General features: G+C 41.5%; 19 protein-coding genes. 14 read left to right on the plus strand and 5 right to left on the minus strand.

Translation table 11 applies throughout. The annotated features are described in order from the left end of the window. Positions 1-199: 199 nt before the first annotated feature. Both AY605_RS13040 and AY605_RS13045 read right to left on the minus strand, forming a co-directional pair. Complete coding sequence (locus AY605_RS13040) at positions 200-700, minus strand: Hsp20 family protein (protein WP_064096804.1); 501 nt, start codon at positions 698-700, stop codon at positions 200-202. Positions 701-1744: 1044 nt separating this feature from the next. Next, positions 1745-2803, minus strand: coding sequence for an aromatic ring-hydroxylating oxygenase subunit alpha (locus AY605_RS13045; protein WP_064096805.1), 1059 nt, complete (start codon positions 2801-2803; stop codon positions 1745-1747). Between the two features lie 312 nt (positions 2804-3115). Between AY605_RS13045 and puuE the strand changes: the two genes are divergently transcribed. The 5 genes from puuE (at position 3116) to AY605_RS13070 (ending at position 7267) form a co-directional block, all read left to right on the plus strand. Then, positions 3116-4078, plus strand: a complete 963-nt coding sequence (gene puuE / locus AY605_RS13050) for an allantoinase PuuE (protein WP_064096806.1) — start codon at positions 3116-3118, stop codon at positions 4076-4078. A 139-nt stretch (positions 4079-4217) separates the two neighbouring features. Continuing rightward, on the plus strand, positions 4218-4721 hold the full coding sequence (uraD, locus tag AY605_RS13055; RefSeq protein ID WP_064096807.1) for a 2-oxo-4-hydroxy-4-carboxy-5-ureidoimidazoline decarboxylase: 504 nt from the start codon (positions 4218-4220) through the stop codon (positions 4719-4721). Beyond that, positions 4718-5038, plus strand: a complete 321-nt coding sequence (gene uraH / locus AY605_RS13060; protein WP_064096808.1) for a hydroxyisourate hydrolase — start codon at positions 4718-4720, stop codon at positions 5036-5038. Before uraD ends, uraH begins: the two co-directional genes overlap by 4 nt. 30 nt (positions 5039-5068) lie before the next feature. Further along, entirely contained in the window at positions 5069-6427 is a 1359-nt protein-coding gene (locus AY605_RS13065) for a nucleobase:cation symporter-2 family protein (protein ID WP_064096809.1), read from the plus strand. A gap of 126 nt (positions 6428-6553) precedes the next feature. Next, the gene (locus AY605_RS13070; RefSeq protein WP_064096810.1) at positions 6554-7267 is read left to right on the plus strand and encodes an outer membrane protein OmpK; all 714 of its coding nucleotides are present in this window, start codon (positions 6554-6556) and stop codon (positions 7265-7267) included. 56 nt (positions 7268-7323) lie between these two features. Here the strand turns inward: AY605_RS13070 and AY605_RS13075 are convergent, their stop codons facing one another. After that, the gene (locus AY605_RS13075; RefSeq protein ID WP_064096844.1) at positions 7324-7821 is read right to left on the minus strand and encodes an ureidoglycolate lyase; all 498 of its coding nucleotides are present in this window, start codon (positions 7819-7821) and stop codon (positions 7324-7326) included. A 12-nt stretch (positions 7822-7833) separates the two neighbouring features. Beyond that, positions 7834-8838 carry an allantoicase gene (gene alc / locus AY605_RS13080; RefSeq protein WP_064096811.1) on the minus strand — a complete coding sequence of 335 codons (1005 nt, stop codon included), beginning with the start codon at positions 8836-8838 and terminating at the stop codon, positions 7834-7836. Positions 8839-9050: 212 nt separating this feature from the next. Here alc and hpxO point away from each other — a divergent pair, with 212 nt between their 5' ends. Continuing rightward, complete coding sequence (gene hpxO / locus AY605_RS13085) at positions 9051-10208, plus strand: FAD-dependent urate hydroxylase HpxO (protein ID WP_064096812.1); 1158 nt, start codon at positions 9051-9053, stop codon at positions 10206-10208. Between the two features lie 76 nt (positions 10209-10284). Here the strand turns inward: hpxO and AY605_RS13090 are convergent, their stop codons facing one another. After that, positions 10285-11208, minus strand: coding sequence for a LysR family transcriptional regulator (locus AY605_RS13090; protein ID WP_064096813.1), 924 nt, complete (start codon positions 11206-11208; stop codon positions 10285-10287). A 279-nt stretch (positions 11209-11487) separates the two neighbouring features. Between AY605_RS13090 and AY605_RS13095 the strand changes: the two genes are divergently transcribed. From AY605_RS13095 to AY605_RS13130, 8 genes are all read left to right on the plus strand, one after another. After that, positions 11488-12543: an aromatic ring-hydroxylating oxygenase subunit alpha gene (locus AY605_RS13095; protein WP_064096814.1), complete on the plus strand. Its 1056-nt coding sequence runs from the start codon at positions 11488-11490 to the stop codon at positions 12541-12543. A gap of 713 nt (positions 12544-13256) precedes the next feature. Next, positions 13257-14357 (plus strand): BMP family ABC transporter substrate-binding protein, encoded by a 1101-nt coding sequence (locus tag AY605_RS13100; protein WP_064096815.1) that lies wholly within the window; start codon positions 13257-13259, stop codon positions 14355-14357. A 120-nt stretch (positions 14358-14477) separates the two neighbouring features. Then, the gene (locus AY605_RS13105) at positions 14478-16076 is read left to right on the plus strand and encodes an ABC transporter ATP-binding protein (RefSeq protein WP_064096816.1); all 1599 of its coding nucleotides are present in this window, start codon (positions 14478-14480) and stop codon (positions 16074-16076) included. A gap of 43 nt (positions 16077-16119) precedes the next feature. Further along, positions 16120-17217 (plus strand): ABC transporter permease, encoded by a 1098-nt coding sequence (locus AY605_RS13110; RefSeq protein ID WP_064096817.1) that lies wholly within the window; start codon positions 16120-16122, stop codon positions 17215-17217. Between the two features lie 33 nt (positions 17218-17250). Continuing rightward, positions 17251-18171, plus strand: a complete 921-nt coding sequence (locus AY605_RS13115) for an ABC transporter permease (protein ID WP_064096818.1) — start codon at positions 17251-17253, stop codon at positions 18169-18171. A 43-nt stretch (positions 18172-18214) separates the two neighbouring features. Further along, positions 18215-19588, plus strand: coding sequence for an amidohydrolase family protein (locus AY605_RS13120; protein ID WP_064096819.1), 1374 nt, complete (start codon positions 18215-18217; stop codon positions 19586-19588). Positions 19589-19740: 152 nt separating this feature from the next. Then, a complete protein-coding gene (locus AY605_RS13125) occupies positions 19741-20097 on the plus strand; it encodes a cation efflux protein, CzcI-like (RefSeq protein WP_064096820.1) in 357 nt (118 codons plus the stop codon). Between the two features lie 48 nt (positions 20098-20145). Further along, a complete protein-coding gene (locus AY605_RS13130) occupies positions 20146-21474 on the plus strand; it encodes a TolC family protein (protein ID WP_064096821.1) in 1329 nt (442 codons plus the stop codon).

The raw sequence follows: 21474 nt of genomic DNA on the forward strand, positions 1-21474 counted from the left end.
GAAATTTAGGGGTGATTATCTTGTTAAAAAGTGATCTAATCAGTCTCATAATAACAATAAATAATTATAAAAAATCAGAGGTAGGGAAGATTTAACTCTCTAATTCTTGAACATAAAAAGAATTAAAATAAAGAATTAGAGAGTTATGCTTTTCTTGACAGATGAGTCCGAGGCTATACCAGGAACCGAAAATTTTAAGTTATTCCGCTTTAGACTGTGATTGAGATTCCGAGTTAGAGTCTGCTTTAGAGTCATCTAACATCTTTTGTTCATTAGACTTACGCCCAATTGGAATTTGACGTGACATATTTTCTTCATCAATGTTGCGTTTCAAGTCTATGGTTAGTAAACCATTTTCATAATTGGCCTGTTGTACTTCCATATTATCATCTAAACGCAGCGATAGTTTGAATGACCGCTTAGAGATTCCTTTATGTAAAAATTCAACCGTAGATTCTGAGCTTTCTTCTTCAACATTCCCAGTTATAATCAATAATTGATTTTCTACATTAATTTGAAGCTGATCTTCATTGAATCCTGCCGTAGCAACAGAAATGCGATAATCATTTTCTCCTACCTTTTCAACATTATAATAGGGATAATTAGGCGTAACTGTTTGCAGGGCATAGTCGAATAAATCATTGAAACGATCAAAACCCATGCTTCTGCGTAATAGGGGTGAAAGATTTGAATTGCTCATCAAAAGTTCTCCAAAAAAATATTAGAACCAGTATTTTTATACTGATATTCATAGATTTAATAAATACAGATAGAAAGCAACATCTAAAAATATTAGATTGCCTTTAATTAATATAGGGTAATAATATTTATACTCAATAATTTTAATGTTTAATAAAACATAATTTTGTAATAAATCTTATTAAATAAGATTTATTAAATTCCCTATTGAATTTAAAAATTTATTTAAAAAAATTTTGTTAATTTTATTCATTTAAATCAATAGCTTTAATCTTAAATAAATATTTATTAAAATCTTAAAAAATAATTTTTTATTATTATCAATAATTTGATTAAATATAGATCTAAATTTTATATAAAAAAATTATTTCCAATGCACTCACATTTATTTATTTATTTTTAAAAAAAGATGATGACCTACAAAACATTCGTATCTAAAAATAAATCGGAATTTTTATTCAACATTTTAATTAATAAATAATATTAATTATAAAACAAACAAATGTCTTATCATTATAATTATTATTAAATTAATTTTTTATATTTAATAAATCACGACTTGAGTTTCTTGGTTTTTATTTCGTAATTTACATTATTCTATATACTATAAGATGCAATTAAAGCAATACTTTTATTTTAAATCCGCATTTTTAGAAATTAAACCAAAGCGCTGATGAGGGAGGGAAAATATCCTCATTTTTTTGCAATATCTTTTTATACATACGAATCGGAACGACTTAATCCAAAAATGATGGTGAAATTGGTCTCGCTCACAAGAGTGAAGTGAACGTGGCCGTATTGATATAGCAATTACTGGCTCACCGAACAAGGATTGAGTGGAGATGAAGTTGCTGTATGTTCAGCCAGCAACGCTCATAGTTTTTAGTTCTGAACACATATTATGCTCGGAAACAATTCAATCCGCTAAAGTCAGATAAGATACTTATAACACAGGCCCATCCCGGAAAAGTATTATAGGGGGTTATAGAGAAAAAGAGACATATTGAAAAACCTGTCTCAAGTCGCTTCTCTTGTGCTTAAGTTTCTACATCGCAAATAAAGGGCTGAATCCCTGTTTACGTAACAGTTTTCGATACATGCTTGAACTCCGATCTGCCGGAAAATGCGCTTCTAAAGATAATTCCAAAGGTAAATATTCAGGTTTCTGGTTTTCCACAATGACACGATCTTCTTCAAAGATTTTCATATTGAATGCATAGGCATCTTCAATCGGCAAATCTTTATCATAATTGCGGCAAATAGGTGCAAAAAGTCGTGTTGAACGTGCAGTCATCGGTGAAGCCGCATTCATGATGACCTGCTTGGCATCATTCGGAAAATGAATCGTAAGTGTTGCAGTAAAGGGTAGGCTGACTTCGAAATGACGTAACCATTTAAAATCTTCCTGGCCACGTTGTTCGGTTCCAATCGGATAACGTCCTACACTGCTGATGTAATCTGCGTTAAAACCGAACTCCGTTTCTGTCGTACTATACTCAGGAACTTCTACATCGTCCGGATCGCCAAAAGTATCTGGATGCACCCAGGCAAAATGTGCCACATCAATAAAACCTTCGAGCTGTCTTCCTGCAAAACATTGAATGTCTATCTGAGGACAGACCAGTTGCTGATACTCAGCATCATCCCAAAAAGGCATATGAGGAATATGAGGAATATGAGGTTCTGCATCCTTTTCAGCGCTTAACGAACACCAGATCAGACCATACTTTTCTACCGCAGCATAAGTTTTCAGATGGAAACGCTCCGATATTTTATGCTGAGGATGGGCAGGAATACGGTTGCATTTACCTGTACTGCCAAAGCGTAAACCGTGATAACGACACACCACGCCTTGGCCGTCATTTTTCCCCAAGCTTAAAGGTACACCGCGATGCGGACATGCATCTTTCGCTACCACCAGTTCATCATTCATTTTATAAATCACCAGCGGCATATCCAGCAGCATGCTACTTGTTGGCTGGTCTGTAACATCGCACGCAAGTGCAATCGGATACCAGTACTGAGCCAAGAGGTGCCAGTCATGTTCCTCGAATGTCATATGGACTGGTAAGTCGGGACTAAAAGTGGCGATATTTGTATTCATGATGGATTCTGTGTAGTGACCTTTAGCTGGACTATAAAACAGCAAGGTGTTCTATGAAATTTCAATTAACAGGACATAGGATTGTGTAAATCAGAACACTGACAGGCGATTAAAAATGAACATACGCCTCTATTCCAGTTTTTTATATTCAACCACGCAAATATTGAGATGGGATATTTCTAAGCTTAAATCTCGCTGAAAATATTTTTTTAAAAAGCGTGCTCTCACTTTCAATGCTCTACTTTGGCGCATAAATTGCTTATCACGCGTATAGACCATTGATCATTTACTCAGAATCCACAAGGAATTGATGTGACGACTAGCTACTTATGCGGACAAGAACTTATTGACAGCATTCGCAGTGCACCTTATTCGCGTGATCTGATTGGTTATCATGGCGAACCACCAAAAGTGCAATGGCCAAACGGCGCGCGTGTCGCGGTACAGTTTGTACTGAATTATGAAGAAGGTGGTGAAAACCACATTGAACATGGTGATACGGGGTCAGAACAGTTTTTATCTGAAATTATTGGTGCTGCCAGCTTTCCAGATAAACATATGTCGATGGATTCGATGTACGAATATGGTTCACGTGCAGGCTTCTGGCGGATTCATCAGGAATTCCAGAAACGTGGTTTGCCGATGACCATCTTTGGAGTCGGCATGGCCTTAATACGTAATCCTTATGTAGTCGAGGCGATTAAAGCAGCTCATTATGATGTCGTTTCACATGGGCAGCGCTGGCTACATTATCAGGACATGCCGATTCAACTCGAACGTCAGTATATGGATCAGGCAATCAGTGTCTTGGAAAGCCTGTTTGGTACAGCACCTATTGGGTGGTATACCGGTCGGGACAGTCCGAATACCCGTCAACTTCTGGCTGAATTTCCTCAAATCAAATATGACGCTGATTACTATGGGGATGACTTGCCATTTTGGAGCACCTTGACCAATCAGGCAGGGGAAACACGTCCGCATTTGATTATTCCTTATAGCCTGGATAGCAATGACATGAAATTCAGTTCACCGGGCGGTTTTAATAGCGGGGAACAGTTTTATCAATATCTCAAAGATGCTTTTGATGTGCTCTATGCCGAAGGTGAAACTGCGCCAAAAATGCTGTCGATTGGCATGCACTGCCGTATTTTAGGACGGCCGGGACGTTTTAAAGCACTACAAAAGTTCCTCGACTACATTCAAAATCTTGACAAGGTCTGGATTTGCCGCCGTGGGGATATTGCCGAGCACTGGTATAACCATCATGCGCCATAATCATAAAATATGTTTGAAAATATCAGTTTAAATGCTCTTTTTTGAGTCATGCACTTTATGAAAATCATGAAAACTCAGATTTGGCACTGTTATTGCAAAACCAGCTAATAACCAAGCAATATAATCAGGCGATTGAATAGTGCAACTCTTTGAATTTAATCAAGCATCAACAGAAGATGCGATGATCTTTTTAAAGCACTGCGTGCAAATACCCAGCTGGTCGACCGAGCTTGTCGCAAAGCGTCCTTATGCCTCGATTGAAGAGGTTTTGACTGCAGCGAATCAACAGGCGGCGACCTGGCGCTGGGATGAGATTAAAGCTGCGCTGGATAATCATCCCCGTATAGGCGAGAAAAAAGCACAAGCTGAATTGAGTGAAATCGAAAAGAGCTTTTCTAACCGTGAACAATCCGGCATTGCCGCAGATGACGATACCCGGCTTGCACTGCTTAAAGGCAATCTTGCCTATGAAAAAAAATATGGGTTTATCTTTCTGATCAAAGCTGCTGGATTGAGTAGTGAAGCCGTTCTTCACGCCCTGACATCTCGCTTGCAGAATGATCCAGAGATTGAGAAATGTATTGTGCATCAACAACTGGCAGAAATTGCCTTGTCACGACTGGCTCAGGAGCTTCATGCATGATTAGCACACATATTCTGGATACGCATCTGGGAAAACCTGCAACAGATGTGGTCGTTCGACTTTTTTCAGAAGACGGTCGCCTGATCAGGGAAGCAAAAACCAATACAGACGGCCGCGTCAGTGATTTTGGCATGGTCGATTTAAAAACAGGTATCTATAGTCTTGAGTTTTTTACATCTGCCTATTTTGAAAATTTGGGTTTAGAAACTTTTTTTCCTAAAGCAGTCATTCATTTTTATATAAAAGATGCATCACAGCATTTTCATATTCCTTTACTGATCAGCCCATTCGCGTACTCCACATATCGCGGAAGCTGATTTTATATTTAGACTTTGAGGGTGAGAAAAATGACAGAACAAAGTAAAACAATATCACCTGAACATGAATATTTAGGTGCGGGAAAAAGTGCAGCTTATGGTTTGCAACACGTACTGACCATGTATGGTGGAATTATTGCACCACCTTTAATCGTGGGAACGGCAGCCGGCCTAGAAGCCTATCAAATTGGATTATTGATTGCAGCGGCGCTATTTGTGGGTGGTTTAGCTACAATTTTGCAAACAGTTGGGGTGAAATATATCGGCGCGAAATTACCTTTGGTGCAGGGAGTTTCTTTTGCCGGGGTTGCGACGATGGTGGCGATTGTGACTACAGGCGGTGGTTTGCAAGCCGTCTACGGTGCAGTCATTGTCGCCTCATTGATCGGTTTTTTTCTGGCACCTTATTTTTCCAAAATTATCCGTTTCTTTCCTCCTGTAGTGACCGGTTGCGTCATTACTATCATTGGTTTGTCTTTATTACCTGTAGCAGTCCGCTGGATGATGGGCGGCAATCCCAAGGCACCAGAATGGGGAAGTGTCGAAAATATTGGTCTGGCACTGATGACATTGGCTTTAGTGATTTGCCTGAATCTGAGCCGACATGCCGCGATTCGTCGTTTGTCCATTCTTCTGGCAATTGTTTTTGGTTCAGTACTGGCCTATTTATTTGGTTTTGGTGATTTCTCTAAAGTTGCGAATGGAACATGGATTCAGGTACCCAGCTTCTTCGCCTTTGGACTACCGACTTTTGAGCTCACTGCCATTATTTCCATGCTCATCGTTACTCTCGTGATTATGACCGAAACCACAGCAGATATCATTGCAGTGGGTGAGATTGTAGGTACCCAAGTGGATGCGGATCGTATCTCGAATGGCTTGCGTGCCGATATGTTATCGAGTGCGGTGGCACCGGTTTTTGGTTCCTTCATGCAAAGTGCTTTTGCGCAAAATGTTGGCTTGGTGGCGATTACCGGAATTAAAAGCCGTTTTGTGGTCGCTGCGGGTGGCATGATTTTAGTCGTACTGGGTTTACTGCCAATTATGGGACGTTTAATTGCTGCCATTCCTGTACCTGTATTGGGCGGTGCGGGTCTGGTGCTTTTTGGAACTGTTGCTGCGAGCGGAATTCGTACCTTGGCTAAAATTGATTATAACGAGCAAAAAAATCTCATCATTGTTGCGACTGCCATTGCAGCAGGCATGATTCCAATTATTGATCATTCCTTTTATGCCAACTTTCCAAAATGGGTGCAAACCTTATTTCATTCGGGGATTAGTTCAACCTGCTTAATGGCCATTTTACTCAACCTTTTGTTCAATCATCTAAACTTATTTAAAAATAAAAGTACGGCAACCGCCGAAGTCGTGGCAAAGCTTCCACATTAGAAAATTTAAACCAGAATAAAAGCAGCCCGGAAAATGGGCTGTTTTTTTATCAAAAATTAAAAAAGTTGGCTTTGTTCTTGCTTAATTCAGAACGTGATTTTTTCATTCCACTGGGGACCCTTATTTATGAAATTCACTCAACTTACTGCTGCAACATTACTTGTATTAGGTGCGGCATCCGCACAGGCAAAACCGGTCTGGCAAGACTTCAGTGTCACCGGACTTTATGGGGAAAACTATGAGGTGGTCGATGAAAAACAGGCGACTGCCACCTTTGAGTATGTGGCAAAAGTAAAATATGCAGATGTATTTTTCTTCATTGACCGCATGCGTGGTGCAGATGATGTTAAATCCAGTTATTTTGAGTTTTCACCACGATTAAGTTTGGGTGAAGTATCAGGCCAGAAGCTTGCCTTTGGTCCGGTTAAAGACGTATTGATTGCAACAACCTGGGAAGGTGGAGAGGGTTTTGATAATTTCCTGTATGGGGTAGGTTTCGATCTGGATATTCCATATTTCCGTTACGCCGGTATTCATCTTTATCGAGCTAATAATGAGAGTATTGATGATGATTACCAGTTGACACTCACCTATGCCGTGCCATTCAAACTGGGTACTGAAGAATTCCTGGTGGATGGCTTCCTAGATTGGTCAACAGCAGAAGATGATCATAAAAGCGAAATGAACTGGACGACACAATGGAAATGGAATGTTGGCAAACACATTTCGCCAGAAACTAACCTGTATCTGGGGGTTGAACATTCTGTCTGGAACAATAAATTCGGAATCCCGAATGCTGATGAAAATAATGTCAGTGCTTTGGTGAAATATCACTTCTAGGCAAAGTGATGAAAAAATAAGTAAAAGCCCTGATAATAAGGGCTTTTTTAATCCATTTAAAAGGTTATCTGGATTTTTTCAGGAAAAGTATAAACATCACAGTTTGATCCGCTACCTATACGATCCACCACCACAAACTCACTAGGGGCTTCAAGCGTCAATAAAGGATGATGCCAGGTTCCGGCATGATAATTCACGCCTTGCGAACCATCACTGATAAATACCTGAATCTGACTGAGATCGGGCTGTGTATGATCAAGTTCAGGTGCTACAACGATTAAAAATTGCTGGCCGTGCATTGGAATAAAAGCCTGTGAACCCAGAGGATGTCTTTCCAGCATCGAGATATGAAGGGGAATTGCCGTGGCTTGCGTATTTCTAAAAATACTCATTCCGACCTTGGTGTCACTTTCTACTTCAGCCAAGGCATGATAACGCTCAGTCTGCTGCTCATTGATATGAAAATAATGATTACCCTGACAGGCAATGACTTCTCCAAAAGGCAGAAAGTTTTCCGTGCTTAAAGGCTGTATTTTTATACTTTGCATAGACATATCATTCATCACTCAAGCCAATTTTCCCCAGAGCCGAATCCGGCTGATGCCACCGTCCGGAATCATGTTGACACGAATATGGGAAATTTTTTCGTGCTGTAAAATTTCATTGATGTAATGATGAATATAATCCATTTGCATGGGCTGGGCTTCTAACAAAAAAGGCCAGAACATGCTTTGTGGAATGAGTTGCTCATCGGTTGCATCCTTAACATAGATGGCTTGAATAGAAACCTCGGCAGGGAAATTACCTTTAAAATGGGCGGTATCAATTTCAATTTTCTCGATTCGGGCACTGGCACCTAAGGCCAAAATGCACCAGTCAAATCCTGGCGCGCGGCGACGTTTGGTTTCCCAACCATCGCCCATATTAATGCCACGCCCCGGATTAATCAGATTGCGTGGATGTCCAAAATGCGCATCGCTATAGGCAACGACACGGCCACCATGTTCGAGTGCCAAGACATCCAGCACTTGATCATAATCTTGCAGATCGATTTTTACCTGACCATAGACCTTAAAACGTGCAATCCCACCGTCAGGATAAATATTCAAACGGACATGGGTAAATATCTGCTTTGCTGAAATCTGAAAAATATGATGTTGGCTGGGTCCCAGGACATTATTTTCCAGAATGCTGATCCATTCTGCCTGATCAAGATTTCCATCTGGCGCATAACATGCTTGTACAGCAGCAGAGGCCGGATAATTGCCGCTAAAAAAAGTCGTATCAATATCCAGTGCCTGGATTTGACCTGTAACAGCAAGTTTAATGATGGCCCAATCATAGCCCGCGTGGCGCTTGCGACGGGTTTCCCAGCCATCCATCCATTTACCATGCTCATCAAACTTGTCTTCGATAAAGACGGGTGCCTCAAACTGCAACATGCGTTTCGCTTCAGCAAAAAACTCATCTGAACATTCAAGAATTTCTGCGCCAATTCGCGCATCTGCAAGGTTAGTTAACTGCTGTACTGGAGCAGGCAGATCAAAAATTGGAGCTAATAAGGTCGCCATCTTAAATTTCCATCATCATTGTTATACGTCACATGAATATGCACTTTTATAAACCCAGATTTGATTCTGTATTTATAAAAATAGGACATTGAAGGAATTTAAAAGCACAGCGTATGCCAACTTTCGCAATTTTTTTAGTGCATTTTTTTTCAAGGATGGCACGTTTTTAGCATTTTAGCTGGCAATGAAGATGAAACAGCCAGGAGAAATAGATGGAAATTGCAATTATTGGGGCAGGCATGGGCGGATTAACCACAGGAATTGCACTAAAAAAGTTCGGACATCAAGTCACTATCTATGAGCAGGCAGAACAGATTTTACCTGTCGGTGCTGCAATTTCCTTGTGGTCAAACGGGGTGAAATGTTTGAATTATTTAGGCTTAACTGAGCAGGTTGCAAAGTTAGGTGGCCAGATGAATGACTTAGCCTATATCGATGGTTTGAATGGTGAGGTCATGACGCAGTTTAGTCTGGCGCCGTTAATTGAAGAAGTCGGTCAACGTCCATATCCGGTATCGCGTGCTGAATTACAAAATATGTTAATGGATGAGTTTGGCCGGCAGGATATTCAGCTCGGTAAAAAAATGGTGTCTATTGAGGATAAGGGGCAACACGTCGAAATCGGTTTTCAGGATGGCAGCACTGCTTCTGCAGCATTATTGATTGGCGCAGATGGTACCCATTCCATAACGCGTCAGTATGTCTTGGGCAAACAGGTTGAGCGTCGTTATGCCGGTTATGTGAACTGGAACGGACTGGTTGAGATCTCTGAAGATTTAGCGCCTGCACAGCAGTGGACCACGTTTGTCGGTGAAGGCAAACGTGCTTCACTGATGCCTGTGGCAGAGCATCGCTTTTATTTCTTCTTTGATGTGCCATTGCCCGCAGGTCTGGAAAATCAGCGTTCGGAATATAAGACCCTATTAAAGCAATATTTCTCTGGCTGGTGCCCACAGGTTCAATACCTGATTGAGAGTATTGATGAGCAGAAAACCAATCGTGTCGAAATCCATGATATTGAGCCTTTTACCCAGTTTTATAAGGGCCGTGTGGTAATTTTAGGGGATGCGGCACATAGCACCACACCGGATATCGGGCAGGGAGGTTGCCAGGCAATGGAAGATGCGGTCTATCTGGCACGTGCCTTACAAATTAATACGCTAGGTCTGGAAGATGCCCTGAAACGTTATCAGAATAAACGCAATGAACGCGCCAATGAATTGCTGCTACGTGCACGTAAGCGTTGTGATGTCACGCATATGAAAGATGAGCAAATTACCAAAGACTGGTATGCAGACCTGCGTAAAGAGCAAGGCCCACATATTATGAAAGGCATTATTAGCAATATTGTGGGTAATCCATTGGATTAAGCCTCATTAATGGCATCACATATCTAGAAACCGCGATTTTAACCATCGCGGTTTTTGTTATTTAAGTATGAAAATACTACAGTTGCTGCACCTTGCTTTTTAAGGCTTCCATTTGTTCAATAATATGCTTGATCATCAACTGGGAAACACGTGAAATCTGGCGTTTTGGCGCCACACAGAGGGCAATGGTCAGCGGATGCAGCCCTTTTTCAGAGATAGGTTTAAAGACCACTTCATCTCGCTCTACATAGGGTAAAACATCGAGATAACTAAAAATTCCAATCCCGGAATTCGCCTGAATAAGAGTATTCATCAGGTGGATATCATTCGATTCCGTTTTACGTGCAGGTATAAATTGATGATGTTTATATAATGCCTGTACATAATCATGAATAATCAGGGGGTCGGCCGGAATAAAATGGTTGTCGTTCAAGGTATCTGAAAAATAAATCTTTTCTGCTTGAGCAAGAGGATGTGATTTACCCATTACAAAACCTAAAGGCAGCTCCAGAAAATGGAGGACTTCAATATGTTGATGGGATTTTGGATTCAGGATCAGGCCAAAATCCAGTTCTGCCTCAATCACTTTTTTGGCTACAATTTCACTGTCTGCGACCCCGATATTAAAATTAATCCAGGGATAATGTTCATACATATATTGCACGGACTGCATGACAAAACCATCATTTAAGGCAGAAATTAAACCAAATTCGATGGTCCCACGCGTAAGCCCCTGAATTTCATCAAAGCGAATCCGGGTTTGCTGGAATTCTTTTTGCCATTTTATAACATCGGCATAGAGCAATTCGCCCGCCAGTGTCAGTTTTAAACCATTGGGCAAGCGCTCAAATAACACAATTCCCAGTTCTTCTTCAGCCAAGGCAATTTGCCGATGTACTGCAGACACGGAAATGAATAATTGATCTGCGGCCTTGCGTAAACTTCCCGTTTTCGCCACCGCGATAAAATATTCTGAAAATCGGGAAAAAGGCGTATTCATTAATTTAGTCAAGCGAAGAACCACCGTTTATTTATATCAATATTTGAGATAACCGTGTTTATGCGAGTTTTATGCCAAAGAAGGCTGCTTTAATCGGCAAGTACATTTGTACATGGTTGATGTGTTCTAATTTTAAGAATGAATAGTACGAATCATTCTAATAGACAGAATGACAATAAATTAAGTAATTTCAATCATAAGCAAAGCCAAAATTGCACAGTTCTGCAATGTTCAAGGCCTGTAAAAAGAGACCATCCACAGTAAGAATATAGGTTTGATATGAACGCAATTCCAGTCATTAATTTATTCAACAAACCCTGCTATAGCCAGTTTGATGATCAGGACTGGGATATTCTGGCTCGTCACTGGTATCCGGTTGCACGAATTCAGGACGTTTCTATCCAACCGCAACAAGTGACCCTGCTTGATGTCAAACTGGCATTGTACAAAACAGAAAGTGGTGATATTCATCTGGTTCGTGATCTCTGTCCACACCGGGGTGTACCTTTAACCAAAGGCTGGGTTTCGGGTGAAAACCTGATCTGTCCTTATCATGGTCTACACTACAATGGCCAGGGTAAATGTATCAAAATTCCTGCACAACCCGAGCTGACCAACATTTCTGAGCGTTTTTCTCTGACCAAATTTCCTGTAGTGCAAAAATATGGCTTGATCTGGACCAGTATTTTTGGCCGTGACGAAGCAAAAGCCAATTTTCCTGTTTTAGATACCTGGGAGATGCCAGATCATCAGGCAATTTTACCGCCGTTTGTGGATATTGCCGGTTCGAGTGGCCGTCAACTGGAAGGCTTTATTGATGTTGCACATTTTGCCTGGGTTCATCAGGGCTCTTTCGCAGATCCTGAAAATCAGGTTGTACCCAAATACACGACAGAACGTACAGATTACGGCCTGCATACCGAATATGTCAGCAGTGTCAGCAACTACCCACATGGTATGCAAGATTTGGCACCGGAAGGCTTTTTGTGGAAACGTGTATTTGATGTCTATCCACCGTTTTCTGCAGTGCTTACCGTACATTTCCCAGAACAAGGACAATTAAAAATTCTCAATGCCTGTTGTCCGATCTCACACAATAAAACCCGTTTATTTGTGCCACTGACACGCAACTTCGATACCACAGGAGATTTACAGGCGGTATATGACTTCAATGCACAAATTTTTGCCGAAGATCAGGACATGGTGGAAAGCCAGAAACCTGAAGAATTACCGCTCGATATTTCTATGGAAGCACACTTTGAAGCGGATCGTTCTTCAACCACCTATCGTCGAATCTTAGCCGAGTGGGGATTAAGTAAACGTTATGTTGTCTAATATATCTTAAAATTTTAAAATTTAGATTAAATTTTGAATAGAAACCCTATATTCTAATATAGTGGTTTTTATTTATATTATTTTTGAATGATCAAAATATTATTTATATCTCCTTATTCTTTAATTAAAATTGATTAAGATTTTCAAAATTTGGAAATTAAAATAAATCAATCTAGGCAAGCTTCGATTGGCGATTTCCAACCTCCTTCAATGAGGAGAGAAAAGAACAATATCTGTAAAACATCAACCTTTCAGTGCATTACAAGCTAAATCGAATTATTAAAAAATATTAAATTTTTAATATTAATAACTTATATAAAAAAATTCCAATCCCTCAATGAAGCTCAATACATGGTTCTATCATTTAGATTTATCTTTGCTCATGAAAAATATGAAGCTTGAATTAAAAAAAGGAATGCGCAAATTTAAGGCATTTTATTTTATCGCACTACTTGTAAGCAAAAATAAAAAAATCCTTTTATAAAATTAAATTTTAGGATCAATTATAAAATTAGTATTTATAAATTTAATAACAGTACGCTTTTATTAAATATAAAAAACAAAAATATCTTATTTTAAAACCCTCTTTTTATTATTTTTGATAAAACTGGAATGCTTATTGCTAATTATATATTGAACAGACTGGGCACATTTGAGTGAAGTCATTTTAAAGCATGTGTTGCATGACACAGAACAACCAAGAGCAGAATAGAATGAAAGAAAAAAATAGCTTGAAAACCGGATTGAAAAAATTGGTAGGGGTATTAATGGCAAGTGGTGTGATGAGCATGGCCGCTGTCGCCAATGTCCAGGCCCAAGATAAAGCCGCATTTGTTTATATTGGCCCAACCAGCGACCATGGCTGGACTTATTCTCATGACCAGGGTCGCATCAAGGCTGAAAAAACACTAACTGGAAAATATAAAACCTCTTATATCGAAAATGTCCCTGAAACAGCAGATGCCGAACGTGTGATCCGTAACCTGGCACAGCAAGGCAATAAAGTCATTTTTGCGACTTCATTTGGTTATATGAATGCGATGGAGAAAGTATCCAAGCAATTTCCAAATACTGTATTCATGCATGCAACCGGTTATAAGCAGGGCAAAAATTTAGGGGTCTACGATGTCCGTACCTATGAAGGTGCTTATATGCTGGGTGTGGTCGCCGGTCAAAAAACCAAAAATAATGTATTGGGCGTAGTCGCGTCTTTTCCGATTCCTGAAGTCATCCGTAATATCAATGCCTATACCCTCGGCGCACAAAGTGTAAATCCAAAGATTAAAACCAAAGTCATTTGGGTGAATTCATGGTTTAACCCGGGGAAAGAACGTGATGCAGCCTTGGCCTTGATTGCTCAAGGCGCGGATGTGCTGATGCAAAATACCGATTCTCCGGCAGTGGTACAGGCTGCTGAACAAAAAGGTGTCTTTGCTTTTGGCTGGGACTCTGATATGAGCAAATTTGGTCCTAAAGCGCATCTTGCAGCATCCGTTCTACATTGGGAGAAAATCTACACTCCGGTAATGACGCAAGTCAGCAATAAAACCTGGAAACCAAGTGCCATGTGGTATGGCGTAAAACAAAAAGCAGTAAATATCGAAAGCTTTGGTCCTTCAGTATCTGCAGCCTCTAAAGCAAAAGCGCTGAGTGTACGTGATGGCCTTTTAAAGGGCACAGTACATCCATTTACTGGTCCGCTTCATAAACAGGATGGCACATTGGTATTGGCAAAAGGCAAGCGCCTAGATGATGCAGCACTAAGCAAAATGAATTACTACGTGAAGGGCGTAGAGGGCTCATTACCTAAATAAAGCTTTGTCATTTTGCAATTCAAAAAACTTTAAATACTTTGATGTACTTTTCTGCATCCATTTGCATGCCTGACAACCATCGATGGATGCTGCATTACTACAGCATTGAATAGGGCACTGATGATGACCTCTCAACACGATAGATCTGCTCATATACAAAAGAGGAACATGGCTTCTTCAGGTGTACCGCGTTTACAGCTCATCAATATCTGTAAAAGTTACAATTCATTGAAAGCGAATGACCAGATACATTTAACCGTTCAACCCGGACAGATTCATGCCATTCTGGGTGAAAATGGTGCTGGCAAAAGCACCCTGATGAAAATTATTTATGGGGCAACCAAGGCCAACCAGGGACAAATGCTCTGGAACGGTAAAGAAGTTCATATTGATAATCCGTCGATGGCAAGAAAGCTCGGGATTGGCATGGTCTATCAGCATTTTTCTTTGTTTGAGACTTTGACCGTGGCGGAGAATATTTCGCTGGGACTGGATGAAAAAATTCATTTAAAAGTCCTGAGTCAAAAAATTATTGCAGTTTCAGAGCAATATGGTTTACCCATTGACCCACGCCGCGAAGTACATTCTTTATCGGTAGGTGAGCGGCAACGTGTCGAAATTATTCGCTGCCTTTTGCAAAATCCCGCTTTAATTATTTTAGATGAACCCACCTCGGTACTGACACCACAAGCGGTGCGGCAACTGTTTAAGACCTTGCGTTTATTGGCCTCCCAAGGCGTTTCAATTTTATATATCAGTCATAAATTACATGAGATTAAAGAACTCTGTGATGAAGCGACCATCTTGCGTAATGGCCGTGTGACCGGAAATGTTAATCCCAAAGACAACAGCACCAGTGATTTAGCGCGCTTAATGATTGGCCGTGATTTACCGACCTATGTACGCCCAGAATATACAGGTGAAAAACAGGTGCTATTTCAGGTCGAGAATCTCAATTACCAGTCCGATGATCCTTTTGGTGTATCGCTGAAAAATATCAATTTAAATATTTGTGCCGGTGAAATTGTAGGAATCGCCGGGATTTCTGGCAACGGGCAAGCAGAATTGCTGTCTTTATTGTCGGGAGAAAACAGCCTGAAACATGGCCGGATGGTTCTGGATCAAATCGATATTTCCCGATTCAGTCCCGGACAACGGCGTGACTTGGGTCTGGGCTTCGTACCTGAAGAACGTCTGGGTCGAGGAGCAGTCCCGAACATGACGCTGTCCCAGAATGCCTTACTGACTGCATTTCGGCAGAATCTGACGCAATGGGGATTAATCAAGTTTTCACAATGTAAGCTTTTTGCCCAGCACTGTATTGAAAAATTCGGGGTTAAAGCCAGTGGCCCAGAGGCAGAAGCACGTTCCTTGTCCGGTGGAAATTTACAAAAATTTATTGTGGGCCGGGAAATTTTGCAAAACCCGAAATTCCTGATAGTGGCTCAACCGACCTGGGGTGTTGATGTAGGTGCGTCCATGTTTATCCGGCAAACCCTGATTGACCTCTCTCGACAAGGTGTTGCTATTTTGGTGATTTCAGAAGAATTAGAAGAGCTGTTTGAAATCAGTGATCGTCTCTGTGTGTTGGCCAATGGTGAACTATCTCCAGCGATACCTATCCATGAAACCAATACTGAAAATGTGGGGGTCTTGATGTCAGGTATTCCAGTCCATGACACTGCGATCATAGTAGAGGAGCAGCAAGCTCATGCTTAATATAGCCAAAAAAAACAAATATACAGGTTGAGAGGAGAGCGACATGCATTTACTAGAACCGCGTGAACATCCATCTCAAATCATGAAGTGGCTTTCACCGCTCATTGCACTGCTGGCCATGCTGATTGTCGGCAGTATTCTGTTTTTAATGTTGGGGATTAATCCCGCGCAAGCCCTGTACATCTTCTTTATTGAACCGCTGACATCATCTTATGGCTGGAGTGAACTGGCAGTGAAAGCCGGACCTCTGATTCTGATTGCCTTGGGACTGGCAGTCGGATTTCGGGCGAAATTATTCAATATCGGTGCTGAAGGTCAGCTTACGATCGGGGCAATTTTTGGCGGTGGTATTGCGATTTTATTTCACGACCAAATTGGCTGGTGGATTCTCCCGCTAATGATCGTCATGGGCGCACTCGGTGGGGCACTCTGGGGCGCAATTCCTGCCTTACTGAAAACCCATTTTAATGCTGAAGAAACCCTGACCACCCTGATGATGAATTATGTCGCAGTATGTGTGTTGCTATACCTGGTCAATGGTCCCTGGCGTGATCCGGAAGGGATGAACTTCCCTCAATCGGTGGTTTTTAATGAGAGTGCTACGCTGCCATTCATTGTAGAAGGCACCCGCATTAATGCCTCTATCTTTATCACTCTTTTTGCAGTGGTCCTGTTCTGGGTTTTTATGCGCAAAAGTCTGACGGCCTATAAACTGGAAGTCAGCGGTCAGGCACCTTTAGCTGCCAAATACGCAGGTTTTTCTTCCTCCAAAGCTATCTGGATGAGTCTGGTGATTTCCGGAATGATGGCAGGTATTGCCGGACTCTGTGAAGTGGCTGGACCTATTGGACAGCTAAATCCGAACCTGTCCCCAGGCTATGGCTATGCAGCGATTATCGTGGCTTATCTAGGGCGTTTGAACCCCATCGGTATTGTGCTGTCAGGCTGTTTTATGGCGCTGATTTATCTGGGCGGTGAAATGGCACAAATGCAGCTCCAGCTTCCGGTCGCGATTACCGGTATCTTCCAGGGTCTGCTGTTATTTTTCCTGCTGGCTTCCGATGCATTAATTGAAAACCGTTACCGGTTTAGCAAAAAAATGGCGTCACCGGTCCCTCAGCCCACAGCAACTACCCTTTAACCCAATGTTGTCTACAGCAAAAGGAAGCATGATATGGCTTTAGAAATAACTGCAATTCTTGCAGGTACTGTTGCAGCAGCAACACCACTGATTTTCGCAGGTCTGGGGGAATTGGTCACACAGCGGACTGGTGTGATTAATCTTGGAGTAGAAGGGATGATGCTGGTCGGTGCAATTGCAGGTTTTGCCTTTGCTGCGCAATATGATGCCAGTGTGTTAAGTGCCTTATTGATGGGTGGTCTGGCAGGCATGCTGATGGCCCTGATTTTTGCCTTTTTTACCTTGTCTTTAAGTACCAATCAATCCGCGTGTGGTTTGGCTTTAACCATTTTTGGACTCGGTATCTCTGCATTTTTGGGTCAGAACTACGTCAGTATGGCTTTACCGGGTCTGGCTAATTTTAATATTCCACTATTAGCGGATATTCCAGTATTGGGTCCGATTTTGTTCCAGCAAAACTATGTGGTGTATTTGTCGATCTTGATCTTCTTTCTGGTGTGGTTTGTCTTGGCGAAAACCCGTTTAGGCTTATTGCTTAAAGCAGTTGGAGAATCACCGGAAAGTGCGCACGCCATGGGTTATCACGTGTTGGCGATTCGTTATGGCGCAGTACTCTTTGGCGGTTTGATGGCAGGGGTTGGCGGGGCATTTTTATCAACCGTTTATACACCAATGTGGATCGAAAATATGGTGGCTGGTCGCGGCTGGATTGCCATTGCACTAGTGGTGTTTGCGGTGTGGAAACCCACACGTTTAATGCTCGGCGCTTACCTGTTTGGTGGCGTAACCATTTTACAATTTCACGCCCAGGCGCTTGGAATCAAGGTTCCGAACGAGCTGCTTGCCGCATTGCCCTATATAGCCACCATTGTGGTACTGGTCATGATTTCGCGGAATAAAAAAGTACTCAAAATGAATTTGCCATCTTCTTTAGGTAAAACCTTCGTGCCATAACCGCAGCCATTCATCATAAATAGAATAGATTTGAGTATAAATCATGAAAATTTTAACAGCTTCCTATGTCCTCACCATGAATGTGCAAAATGAATGTATTAAAAATGGCGCGATACTGATTGATGGAGACCAAATAAAAGCAGTTGGTACATTGGCACAGTTAACCCAATGCTATCCAGAGGTGCTCATTGAGGATTATCCACAAACGATCCTGATGCCGGGCTTGATCAATACTCATTGTCATTCCGGTTTATTACGTGGCACGGCAGAAGGATTACCGGTTTGGGATTGGTTACAGCAGTATATTGACCCGATGCACCGGGTGTTGACACCAGAGGATGCGAAGATTGCCTCTTATTTGTGTTATGCCGAGGCACTTTTGTCGGGAACCACCACCATTGTCGATATGTGGCGCTATATGGACGGAAGTGCTGAAGCTGCGCAAGCGTTGGGAATTCGTGCTGTTCTTGTGCCTTATGTCGCAGAGCATCCGGATCACAATTATTTTGAAACCTTAAAAAGTAATGAGGCTTTAATCAACCGTTGGCATCAGCAGGCGAATGGACGTATTCAGGTTTGGGTGGGTTTAGAGCACCTGTTTTATGCTGAAGCTTCAGCATTAAGCCGTATTGAAAAACTTTGTCAGGATTATCAAACCGGTTTTCATACCCACAGCAATGAAAGCCAATTTGATGTACAGGAAAACCTGCGCCGTTCAGGCGTTCGTCCGATTGAAAGTCTGCAAAAACTGGGCTTGCTTGATCTGCCCAAAACCTTATTGGCGCATTGCGTCTGGGCAGATGAAAATGAGATTCAGATTTTAAGGCGACATGCGGTGGGTGTCGCCCATAACCCTGTATCCAACATGAAATTGGCCTCTGGTGCAGCGCCTGTCGTTGAAATGCTACGCCAAGGCGTTGCGGTGGGTCTGGGTACTGATGGAGAAAAAGAAAACAATAACCTGGATCTATTTGAAGAAATGAAAACGGCATCATTATTGGCCAAGTTTTCGAATTTAGATGCGGCCGCCCTGGATGCCTGGTCAGTCTGCCAAATGGCTACGATTACAGGAGCAAAAGCCTTGGGTATGCAAGATGAAATTGGTTCATTAGAAGTCGGTAAGCAGGCTGACCTGATTGCAATCAAACTGGATACACCACGGATGACGCCGTTGATTGATCATGGAAAATTATTTAATTTGCATACCAATTTAGTCCATGCAGTTCAAGGCCAAGATGTGGTCATGACGATGGTAGCGGGACAGACTGTGGTTAGAAATGGCTGTTTGATCAATGCTGATTTACAGGCTTTGATCGATCAGGTCAATCACGCGGCACCACGTTTATTTGGACGTCGTGATCAGTGGTTTGCCAAGCAGGAGCAAACGGTAAATGAATTACAGTGGGAAGAATTTTAAGATTTATATGGAGGTTGAGGTTATCTATCGCATATATATATCAAAAAATCGATTGACCTTAGAGCTAGCCCAAGCTTTATAATGCAATAAAATTACTTGCTCATCTTCATATGCGTGCATCAACATGGATCACAGTCTTAGTGGGATTATTCATGTTCCAAAGCCTTTGGAATGTGGCAGCCGCTTTTTGTGTCCATGAAGAAACCATTATGGTGACTCAAGCCTATCATTTTGGGCATCATACAAATTCTTTATGTGTGAGTGAAAACCAAAAACATAGTCATAAAATATCTGAAGAAAAAGACCATGCTTTAGACTTTGCTGAGGATCATCAAGATCATCTTCCATCAATGAATCACTTGATTCTCGGACAACGCCAAGTTCCGCTTAAGCAAAAACTGTTTTCCTTTGCTGTTGTACCAACGTACTTTTGGCGAAATGACTACAGATCACCGGACTTAATTTCACAAAGTCCGCCTCCCGAATTTTCCCCGCTAATGGTGGGTTAGCCTAAAACATTCCCACCACTTTTATCTTTAAATTAGTGGGAAACATCTATGTCTTTTCAAAACAAGACTTTTATCAGTCAATGGATAGCTGCTGGGCTATTGCTGCTTGCTATACCAAATGTTAATGCTTCGACGAATGCAGTCACAAATTTCCAAGACGCATTAACCAAGGTGCAGCAATATCAAGCACAATCCGAACTACAAACTCAGCGTCGGAAACTTGCGACATTAAATATTCAAAACAGCCGTCTATGGCAAAATCCAGTATTCTCCATTGAACAAAATGGATTTGATTCCAGTCAGGAACAAGAACTGAGTATCGGTATTAGCCAGCTACTCGATGTTTTTGGCCAACGTAAGATTAATCAAAAAATAGCAACACTTTCAGAACAGCAACTTCAGTTGAAAGAACAGCTTTGGAAGGCTCAGGGTGAACTGATCGTAAAGCATGTTTGGGCACAGTATATTTTGTCAGAAACTGAAAAGGCTATTTTTGCAAAGCAGATAAAAGCAAGCCAAGCCAATGTAGACAGTGCTAAAAAACGTTATCAGGCTGGCAGTATCGCTTTAGTGGATTATGAACGTGCTCAGATTGAGCATTTGGACATTCAAAGACAATCCCAGCAGGCTTTATTAACGCGGCAAACATCACAAAGACAACTGTCCAGTTTATGGGGTGAAACCCAGGTCAGCTTAAAGGTTCAACCAGAAAATTTAGTATGGCCAAGTGAAATTGGACATGCCGTTGAAAAAAATATCCAGCAAGGTTGGTTAGAAAAACTTTATATCTTGAATTTGCAACAATCTCATCAGCAGGTTGAGCTTTTAAGAGTTAAAAGCCGTCCTCAACCGACCTTGAATCTGGGGATGACACAGACCAAAGCACCTCTACAGGACAATGAAACCACCGTGGCACTGGGTGTTGAAATTCCCTTAAATATTTTTAATCGTCAACAATATGCCATTCCCATGGCCGAGCGCCAGCAACAACTCTTGAACCAAATACAGCAAAGAGAGTTGAAACAACAAATTCTCGATATTGCCAATCGGCTCAATGAGCTAAAAGGCTTGCGCCAACAATTTGATGCCATTGCTACTCAAATACAGCTCTCTGAAAAGGTTCAATCCAGAACGCTTCAGGGCTTTCAGGCAGGTAAATTTTCTATCACGGATATGCAACAAACATCATTACAGCTACAAAATTTACGTGTCTCTCAACTGCAGATTCTAAAGCAGGCATGGAAAATCGGACTCAGTATTGAAGCCTTAAGTCTGGGCACAAGCTATGAGGATATTAGTCAGTCTAATGCATACACACAACTGATGAAAAATGCCTTTGCGGAAATGCAAAATCTTATCAATGGTCAGGGAGAATAA

This window comes from Acinetobacter sp. SFD (assembly GCF_001647575.1).
In the GTDB taxonomy this organism is placed as follows: Bacteria; Pseudomonadota; Gammaproteobacteria; order Pseudomonadales; family Moraxellaceae; genus Acinetobacter; species Acinetobacter pecorum.

Excerpts from the sequence above, each read along its gene's own strand:
- AY605_RS13065 (WP_064096809.1), top strand. The coding sequence starts at position 5,069 with ATGACAGAACAAAGTAAAACAATATCACCTGAACATGAATATTTAGGT.
- AY605_RS13095 (WP_064096814.1), top strand. The coding sequence starts at position 11,488 with ATGAACGCAATTCCAGTCATTAATTTATTCAACAAACCCTGCTATAGC.
- uraH (WP_064096808.1), top strand. The coding sequence starts at position 4,718 with ATGATTAGCACACATATTCTGGATACGCATCTGGGAAAACCTGCAACA.
- AY605_RS13105 (WP_064096816.1), top strand. The coding sequence starts at position 14,478 with ATGATGACCTCTCAACACGATAGATCTGCTCATATACAAAAGAGGAAC.
- AY605_RS13075 (WP_064096844.1), bottom strand. The coding sequence starts at position 7,821 with ATGTCTATGCAAAGTATAAAAATACAGCCTTTAAGCACGGAAAACTTT.
- AY605_RS13090 (WP_064096813.1), bottom strand. The coding sequence starts at position 11,208 with ATGAATACGCCTTTTTCCCGATTTTCAGAATATTTTATCGCGGTGGCG.
- AY605_RS13100 (WP_064096815.1), top strand. The coding sequence starts at position 13,257 with ATGAAAGAAAAAAATAGCTTGAAAACCGGATTGAAAAAATTGGTAGGG.
- AY605_RS13125 (WP_064096820.1), top strand. The coding sequence starts at position 19,741 with ATGTTCCAAAGCCTTTGGAATGTGGCAGCCGCTTTTTGTGTCCATGAA.
- AY605_RS13115 (WP_064096818.1), top strand. The coding sequence starts at position 17,251 with ATGGCTTTAGAAATAACTGCAATTCTTGCAGGTACTGTTGCAGCAGCA.
- hpxO (WP_064096812.1), top strand. The coding sequence starts at position 9,051 with ATGGAAATTGCAATTATTGGGGCAGGCATGGGCGGATTAACCACAGGA.
- AY605_RS13110 (WP_064096817.1), top strand. The coding sequence starts at position 16,120 with ATGCATTTACTAGAACCGCGTGAACATCCATCTCAAATCATGAAGTGG.
- alc (WP_064096811.1), bottom strand. The coding sequence starts at position 8,838 with ATGGCGACCTTATTAGCTCCAATTTTTGATCTGCCTGCTCCAGTACAG.
- AY605_RS13070 (WP_064096810.1), top strand. The coding sequence starts at position 6,554 with ATGAAATTCACTCAACTTACTGCTGCAACATTACTTGTATTAGGTGCG.
- AY605_RS13130 (WP_064096821.1), top strand. The coding sequence starts at position 20,146 with ATGTCTTTTCAAAACAAGACTTTTATCAGTCAATGGATAGCTGCTGGG.
- AY605_RS13120 (WP_064096819.1), top strand. The coding sequence starts at position 18,215 with ATGAAAATTTTAACAGCTTCCTATGTCCTCACCATGAATGTGCAAAAT.
- AY605_RS13045 (WP_064096805.1), bottom strand. The coding sequence starts at position 2,803 with ATGAATACAAATATCGCCACTTTTAGTCCCGACTTACCAGTCCATATG.
- AY605_RS13040 (WP_064096804.1), bottom strand. The coding sequence starts at position 700 with ATGAGCAATTCAAATCTTTCACCCCTATTACGCAGAAGCATGGGTTTT.